The organism is Clostridium sp. (genome assembly GCF_016650095.1).
Classification (GTDB): Bacteria; Bacillota; Clostridia; order Clostridiales; family Clostridiaceae; genus Clostridium_AD.
In genome coordinates this window covers 1-7,671 of the sequence record NZ_JAENWL010000161.1, presented here as the reverse complement: position 1 = coordinate 7,671, position 7,671 = coordinate 1, and the positions used below count along the sequence as shown (strand labels likewise).

At 33.5% G+C, this 7,671-nt stretch carries 6 protein-coding genes; 1 reads left to right on the top strand and 5 read right to left on the bottom strand.

Annotated elements, in window-relative coordinates; translation table 11 throughout:
• Positions 1 to 21: 21 nt before the first annotated feature.
• From selB to JJE11_RS10585, 4 genes are all read right to left on the bottom strand, one after another.
• Entirely contained in the window at positions 22 to 1,938 is a 1,917-nt protein-coding gene (gene selB / locus JJE11_RS10600; protein WP_291635347.1) for a selenocysteine-specific translation elongation factor, read from the bottom strand.
• A 29-nt stretch (positions 1,939 to 1,967) separates the two neighbouring features.
• Positions 1,968 to 3,347 carry an L-seryl-tRNA(Sec) selenium transferase gene (gene selA, locus JJE11_RS10595; protein WP_291635345.1) on the bottom strand — a complete coding sequence of 460 codons (1,380 nt, stop codon included), beginning with the start codon at positions 3,345 to 3,347 and terminating at the stop codon, positions 1,968 to 1,970.
• Positions 3,348 to 3,367: 20 nt separating this feature from the next.
• Complete coding sequence (gene selD, locus JJE11_RS10590) at positions 3,368 to 4,396, bottom strand: selenide, water dikinase SelD (RefSeq protein ID WP_291635343.1); 1,029 nt, start codon at positions 4,394 to 4,396, stop codon at positions 3,368 to 3,370.
• An 88-nt stretch (positions 4,397 to 4,484) separates the two neighbouring features.
• Positions 4,485 to 5,165 carry a helix-hairpin-helix domain-containing protein gene (locus JJE11_RS10585; protein WP_291635341.1) on the bottom strand — a complete coding sequence of 227 codons (681 nt, stop codon included), beginning with the start codon at positions 5,163 to 5,165 and terminating at the stop codon, positions 4,485 to 4,487.
• A 160-nt stretch (positions 5,166 to 5,325) separates the two neighbouring features.
• Between JJE11_RS10585 and JJE11_RS10580 the strand changes: the two genes are divergently transcribed.
• Complete coding sequence (locus tag JJE11_RS10580; protein WP_291635339.1) at positions 5,326 to 6,633, top strand: D-alanyl-D-alanine carboxypeptidase family protein; 1,308 nt, start codon at positions 5,326 to 5,328, stop codon at positions 6,631 to 6,633.
• 51 nt (positions 6,634 to 6,684) lie between these two features.
• Here the strand turns inward: JJE11_RS10580 and JJE11_RS10575 are convergent, their stop codons facing one another.
• Positions 6,685 to 7,641: an RluA family pseudouridine synthase gene (locus tag JJE11_RS10575; protein ID WP_291635349.1), complete on the bottom strand. Its 957-nt coding sequence runs from the start codon at positions 7,639 to 7,641 to the stop codon at positions 6,685 to 6,687.
• Between the last annotated feature and the right edge of the window lie 30 nt (positions 7,642 to 7,671).

The following is a 7,671-nucleotide window of genomic DNA, read 5'->3' as shown; positions in this document are numbered from 1 at the left end:
TTAATTCAAAGTTCCATACTTTTAACTTTCCTTGTATAGTACTCGATCATTTTCCACCCTCTTAGTTAATTTTATACCATCAAAATGTTCTAAAAGAGCTACTGAAAATTTTCGACTTGTGTCAAAGGCGTCTCTAGCTGAAGATGCGGCTATGCTGCCTTTTTCCTTAATGTAGTTGTAAACTATTTCTTTTGAGTTTTCATAATGTTCCTTTGTAAAGATACAGTCCTCACCTATTTTTATTAATTCTTCATTACCGAGCAACGAATCAAAAACCATTTTGAAGTTATTTTTATCCTTTTCATTTTGGATTAAGTCTGTATATTTAGGGGGATTGTATCTTCCTTTATCATAAGCCGAAATAATACTCGTTTTTATCTTTTCTTGCTCATTTGTATATTGTATCCTAAAATCATATAAAGATACAAATTTTTCATATATTTTTATAACATTTCTATTTTCCATCAGCATCAATATTTCATCATAGGTTTTTTGCTTAATACTTTTCCCAAAAATTTTATTCTTGATTTCCTCTTTTGGCATACCAGCCTTAAGAGTATGTTCATTATGATACTTTATTAAGATTTGCTCTATTCCCTCTATCTTCTGCTTAAAAAAATTCTTATGTATATAAATCGTCTTATCTAAAGCTGTTAGTTTGATTATTATATTGTCATCGACCATTGATTGTAATTTCTCTTCTATGCCTTCTTCATTTTTACCCAGTGCTTTTAAAATCACAGCAGTATCTGGGTAATCTCCGCTTAATTTATCAACTACATTCCCCAAAATATCTTCTGTTTTTCCACTTTCTTTAACTTTAAGCTCTTCAATGTATTTTTCATCAAACCTCTTGGCCTTTTGGGCGGAAGGTTCAATGACAATACCACCAGCAATAGTTCGCATTGGGGAGTAGCTTCTAAGCACATATCTATCATTTCTTTGGGCATTTATTGGCTTTTCGAGTCTTAATTGTACATATGCACTTTCTCCTGGCGCTACTTCTTCTCTTCCTAGTATAACTACTCTACACAGGATTTCATCCGTTCCATGATATAATCTAACCCTCTGCCTATTAACTAATGGTTTTTCTGCACTTTTTAGATAGTATAGTGTACAATCTATTGAAAAAGAGGGTTCCATTATATTTACGGTTGACACTACATCTCCTCTTCCAATTTCACTTAGTTTTAAATTAGCTAGGTTTATAGCACATCTTTGACCTGCTTCTCCAAACTCCGACCGTTTATCATGAATATGAATGCCTCTAACCTTTGTGACAACTTTAGACGGATATATTTCTACTGCATCCCCCACTTTTACTCTTCCACTTATTATTGTTCCAGTTACCACAGTGCCAAACCCACTTACAGAAAATGCCCTATCCACAGATAACCTAAAATGACCTTCGGTATCTTTAGCATCAACTTCTTCTGTCATTTTATCTATATCTCGTATAAGTTCAACAAATCCCATTTTAGTTTTTGAGGATACAGCATGAATAGGTGCAGCTTCTAAAAATGTGCCTTTAAACTCATTAAGCAAATCACCTTTAATCATTTCAATCCATTCATCATCCACGAGATCTGCCTTTGTAAGCACTATTATTCCTTTTTTAACATTTAGCAATTGTAATATTTCAAAATGCTCTTTAGTTTGGGGCATAATACCTTCATCCGCTGCAATAACTAGTAGAACCACGTCTATACTGCTTATCCCTGCAAGCATGTTCTTAATGAATTTCTCATGCCCTGGAACATCTATAATTCCAGCTCTTCTGCCAGATGGTAAATCGAAATATGTGAATCCTAAATTTATAGAAATACCTCTATCCTTTTCCTCTTTTAAAGTATCTGTCTCTCTACCCGTTAGTGCTTTAATTAATGTTGTCTTTCCGTGGTCTATATGCCCTGCTGTTCCTATAATAATATGTTTCATATAAGCAGCAACCTTTCCATAATTTTTTTTTACATATTTTTAAAAGCTTCTGCAATAATTCCATAATCCTTTTCAAATAAAGTCCTTAGGTCTATTATCACTTCATTGTTACTAATTCTTGCAATTATAGCTACTTCATTCTTTCTTAATTTCTCTTCTATTTGCATCGTCGTAAAACTTTCACTTTTTATTTTTATTACATAAGTTTCTATTTTCTCAGTAGGCATTGAACCTCCACCCACCATTGAATAGTCATTATCTATAGTGAAAGTGAATTTATCTGTTCTATTTTGAAGCTTTCTTTTCAGTTTCTGCGCTCTTTTCTTAAGCTCAAGTTTGCTACATAAAAGCATGTTTAAAGTTGGTATGTTTTTAATAGCCTCTGCTTCTTCTAGATAATGCTTCAGTGTACCTTCTAAAGCTGCCAAAGTCATTTTATCTATTCGGAGTGCCCTAGTTAATTGGTTCTTCTTCATTCTATCAATATACTTCTTTTTACCTACTATAATTCCAGCTTGAGGACCACCTAACATCTTGTCTCCGCTAAAAGTTACTACATCTATACCCTTTTTTATGCTTTCTTGAACTGTTGGTTCATATACAAACCCATATTTAGAGTAATCTATTAACACTCCACTTCCTATGTCTTCAACCACTGGTATATCTTTTTCGGATCCGAGCTTTACTAAATCTTCTATAGCTACTTCCTGCGTAAATCCCATAATTTTAAAATTAGAAGTGTGTACTTTTAGAAACACTCCTGTATTTTCACTAATATTATCTTCATAATCATATAAATGAGTTCTATTAGTTGTACCTACTTCTACTAGTTTAGCTCCACTAAATTTCATAACTTCAGGAACTCTAAACGATCCTCCAATTTCCACCAATTGTCCTCTGGAAACTATTGCTTCCTTACCCCTACACAATGTATCTAACGCAAGCATTACTGCCGCCGCGTTGTTATTTACCACCATAGCAGCCTCTGCGCCAGTTATTTTCATTACAATATCCTCTATATGTGAATATCTCGATCCTCGCATGCCACTATCTATAACATATTCAAGATTGTTGTAATTTTGCGCAACATTAATTACCGCGTCTATTGCATCCTTTGATAAAAGAGATCTTCCTAGATTTGTATGAACAACAGTTCCCGTAGCATTTATAACTTTTCTAAGATTCCTACTATTCTTTTTATTTAATAGTTTAATAGAATCAATTATTATCTCTTCTTTTGTTAATGATTCTATTTCATCATTAAGAATTGCTTTTCTATATGATTCTATAGTTTCTCTTAAAGAATCTAATACAAGAACTCTCATACTATTTTCCAGCTTATTTTCTATTGTTTCTTCTTGAAGTAGTTCATCTATCTTAGGTAAACTTCTTAATAATTCTCTATTCATGGCTATCTCCCCGTATTTATTTACTCCACTATTATATACTTATCCTGCAAAGGGATTACTTCTCCAATAATCACTGATTTTAATTCTAACTTATTTAGCCTACTCATAAGTTTTTCGGCTTCTAAAGGTGTACAAGATACTAAAAGCCCACCCGAAGTTTGAGGATCAAATAATATATCTTCTAACCATTCCGGAATACTTCTAAGTTCATATTTCCCTTCTAAGTATGATTTATTGTTATAGCTACCTGCAGGAACAAGTCCTATCTTTGCGTACTCTTTAGCCTCTTTAATGTATGGTATCTTTTCTTTAAATAATTTTAAGCTTATATTAGACCCACTAGCCATTTCATAGCAGTGCCCCATAATACCAAAGCCTGTTATATCCGTACAAGCACTTATATCATACTCTATAATGATTTCTCCAGCATATTTATTTAAAGTACACATAACCTTAACCGCAATGTCATAAGCCTCTTTTGAAGCAAGTTCTGCTTTTATTGCTGTATTAATTATACCAGTACCCAAGGGCTTTGTTAAAATCAACACTTCTCCTACTTTGCAGCCATAATTTTTTAGCACCTTATCTGGGTGTACTATTCCCATCACTGATAGGCCGTATTTAGGCTCATCATCCTGTACAGAATGACCTCCCATTACTATTGCTCCAGCTTCTATTACTTTATCTGCTCCACCTCTTAAAATTTCTCCAAGTATATCTATATTTAAACAATTAGGAAAACATACTATATTTAAAGCCACCGTAGGTTTCCCCCCCATAGCATACACGTCACTCAATGAATTGGCTGCCGCTATTTGTCCAAAGGTGTAAGGGTCATCTACCACAGGTGTAAAAAAGTCTAAGGTTTGAATCACTGCAATTTCATCGCTTAACCTATATACTGCTGCATCATCAGAGGTTTCAATTCCAACAATTAAATTTTCACTTTCCATTTTAGGTAATTTTTCTAATATCGTTGCTAAGGCCTCCGGCCCTATTTTCGCAGCTCAGCCAGAGGTTTTTGATAGCTCTGTAAGTCTCTTTTCCATCTTAAACCTCCTCGTACTCTAGTATTTTTTTGCAATCAGTAGTTATTATTAATTCTACTAAATCTTCAATATAATCTTATACCAATAGTTACTTTATGTCTATCTTATCTATAAATTTACTTAAAGTCTTTTCTCCAATCCCACCTACTTTTGTTAGTTCTTCTACTGACTTAAATCCTCCATTTTGCTCCCTATACTCGATTATAACATCAGCTTTGGCATCTCCTATTCCAGTAAGAGTTTTTAATTCCTCTCTGCTTGCAGTGTTTATGTTAATGATAGCGTCCTCTCCATTGCTATTAGACCTTGAAACCTCCGAATTGCTAATACTACTCTGCAAGTTTTGTGTTTTGTTTACCTCACCTTTTTTGCAAATTACGATACAGTCTTCATCCTTAAGTTTTGCTGAGAGATTTGTCGCATCAAGTTCTGCGTCTGACGTACCACCCCCTGCTAATTTTATAAGATCCATTACTCTACTTCCATTTTTTATTTCATAAACACCAGGATGTTCTACAGCACCCTTTATATCAACTTTAATATTAATCTCTTCTATTTTATTTGATTGAACCTCTATATTGGATCCTGCTGCACTAACTCGCTCTGCATCTTTCACTCCTGAAGTTTTATCAGCTTCTATAAATATATCCGTGTAATCAGCAGCGTTTACATTTTCTTTTGGTCTTGACAACGCGTAGCCACCAATTATAAAGACAATGCTTATGCACAAGATAACTATAGAACCGATTATTTTTTCTTTACTTTTCATAATTCCTCCTTAATCAAAATCTCGTTAATCTCTACTAGCACAAAACAATTATTGCAAATTACCTTCCTATATTGAATTATTGACAACTTTCTTTAAATACTATCGCTAAGAAAGGATTTTTTTGATATACTATAAATATTGAAAAACTTGGAGGTATCCTATGAAAAGGTTAATCACAATAATACTCACATCATTTTTTATACTTTTTAATATGACGCCAGCCGTTAAAGCACTAGTAACTCCACCAGTGACGTCCTCGCCACCAGTGGCGTCCGCAGATAGTGTGGTTTTAATAGATGCCACTACTGGCAAAATACTATATGAGAAAAACAAGGATTCTGCATACCCTCCAGCTTCCACCACTAAGATAATGACTATACTTCTAGTTCTCGAAAAATGTAATTTAAGCGATGTGGTAACAGTAAGTAAAAATGCAGAGATGGCTGATGGTTCAAAAATATATATATTTGAAGGGGAAAAAATTTCTGTTAAAGAATTGTTATATGGATTAATATTAGCTTCTGCTAATGACTGTGCTATAGCTCTCGCCGAACATATAAGTGGCTCAATAGAAGAATTTTCAAAACTTATGAATGATCGCGCAAAGGCACTCGGCTGCGAGAATACTCACTTTGTTAATCCGAATGGGCTATATGATGTTAATCATAAAACTTCAGCCTACGATTTGTCTTTGATTATGATGGAGCTTACTAAGCATGATGAATACAAAGAGATAGCAACAACTTCTTCATATATAATGGCACCAACAAATAAATCTAAGGAAAAACGTCCTCTTTGGAATGGTAATAGGCTAATACAAAAGGGTGACCAATACTATTATCCTGATTGTGTAGGCGGAAAGACAGGCTATACTATCCAATCAAAACATTCTTTTATTGCCGTAGCTAGTAGAAACGGTCAAAAACTTATAGTAGCACTTGTACATGACTCTGTAAAAACTTTTTTTACGGACAGTAGAAAACTACTTGATTATGGATTTGATAATTTTGAACTCTCTAAATATTTTAATAAAGATGATGTAGTATCAAATTTAACTTTAGATGATGGTACAGTGGTCCCTCTTCTTGCATCACAAGATCTTTACATTGTTAAATCTAAAGATTCAACTTTAACCCCAACTATTAAAACTGAGCAAACGGAAATGGACCCTACCTCAATTAAGAAAGGTGAGTTAATAAGTAAAGCTACAGTTGCTTTTGGTGAAGATTCCTACACTTTAGATTTATATAGCGGAACGGATTACGCTAAAAAAGCTAAAATAACATCATCTCTGAGTAATAATTTAAAGTCCTTCAAAAGTTCTACACTCTTAATGAACATAATAAAATACCTTGCAATTGCCTTAGCACTATTCTTAATTTTTATGAGAGTAAGAAAGTTGCGACGAAGAAGAAAAAACAAATTGAGGAATTTCATAAAAGATTTAAATAATAAAAAATTCAGATAATATAAAAAAGCATCAGTTGTAAACTATTATTAGTTTACAACTGATGCTTTTTTATACGTCGCTTTCAGCTTTTAGTTTACTTATTAGATTCACTATATCCTCTGGAAGCTTTGACTCAAGTATAAGTTCTTCACCAGTTCGTGGATGTGGAATAATTAATTTATAAGCATGAAGTGCCTGCCTATCAATATACTCACTCTCGCAAATTCCATAAAGGCTATCCCCGTAAAGTGGATGACCAAGATGACTTAAATGAACACGAATTTGATGTGTTCTACCAGTTTCCAATGTTAATTTTACCAAATCACCATTTTTAAAAGAATCAATAACTTCGTAATGAGTTATACTTCTTTGTCCTTCTTCCCACACTTCTCTCTTTGCACTTTCTTTATCGCGATTTCCAATGGGCAAATCAATAGTACCTGTCTTATTTCCCATATTGCCATGTACAACAGCCATATAACTTTTCTCGAAGGTTTTACTATGCATATCACTTTCCTGCATGTCTCTGACCTGTGATTCATTGCTATGCATATCTCTAGCTAATGCCATATGTGCAAATTGATTTTTTGCAATTATTATAAGTCCTGAGGTATCTCTATCGAGTCTACTCACAAGTCTAACAATGCATTTTTCATCTCTTTCTTTGAAATAATATAAAACTCCATTGGCAAGAGTTCCAAAGGGATACCCACGAGTCGGGTGAACCACAATACCTGGGCTCTTATTTATAACAATAAGGTCTACATCATCATATACTACATCTAAATCCATCTTCTCTGGTTCAATGTTTTGATGCTCGTCCTTTTCCATATCAATTTCTACAATGTCTTTTGAACTTATTCTATGATTTAACTTGACCACTTTACCATTTACACTTATTTTCCCAGTAAGTCCTGTGCTTTTTAAAAATCTACCAGATAATTTCTCTGCATACTTAAAATAATCTCTTAATTTTACGTTATTGATATTTTCCCTGACAACATAGGTTAATAAATTATCTGGCACTGATTTATCAGTGAGCACTGATTTATCAGT

Excerpts from the sequence above, each read along its gene's own strand:
- selB (WP_291635347.1), bottom strand. The coding sequence starts at position 1,938 with ATGAAACATATTATTATAGGAACAGCAGGGCATATAGACCACGGAAAG.
- JJE11_RS10580 (WP_291635339.1), top strand. The coding sequence starts at position 5,326 with ATGAAAAGGTTAATCACAATAATACTCACATCATTTTTTATACTTTTT.
- JJE11_RS10585 (WP_291635341.1), bottom strand. The coding sequence starts at position 5,165 with ATGAAAAGTAAAGAAAAAATAATCGGTTCTATAGTTATCTTGTGCATA.
- selA (WP_291635345.1), bottom strand. The coding sequence starts at position 3,347 with ATGAATAGAGAATTATTAAGAAGTTTACCTAAGATAGATGAACTACTT.